The organism is Comamonas halotolerans (assembly GCF_030162935.1).
Classification (GTDB): Bacteria; Pseudomonadota; Gammaproteobacteria; order Burkholderiales; family Burkholderiaceae_C; genus Comamonas; species Comamonas halotolerans.
Map to the genome: position 1 here is coordinate 1 of NZ_JASAUZ010000072.1, position 204 is coordinate 204.

Below are 204 nucleotides of genomic sequence, written 5' to 3' on the forward strand. Positions count from 1 at the left end.
TTGACCCTATCGTCTAGAGGCCTAGGACATCACCCTTTCACGGTGAGTACCGGGGTTCGAATCCCCGTAGGGTCGCCAAGTTTGAAGCGCTTGATGCTTGTAAAAAGCTAGCAAAGCTTCCTGCCAGGAGTGGTAGTTCAGTTGGTTAGAATACCGGCCTGTCACGCCGGGGGTCGCGGGTTCGAGTCCCGTCCACTCCGCCAG

2 tRNA genes are annotated in these 204 nt (G+C 56.9%); both read left to right on the forward strand.

Features of this window, described 5'->3' with window-relative positions:
- Positions 1–2: 2 nt before the first annotated feature.
- Positions 3–78: transfer RNA gene (locus QEP11_RS17540), tRNA-Glu, on the forward strand.
- A 48-nt stretch (positions 79–126) separates the two neighbouring features.
- A tRNA-Asp gene (locus tag QEP11_RS17545) sits at positions 127–203 on the forward strand.
- Position 204: the final 1 nt, after the last annotated feature.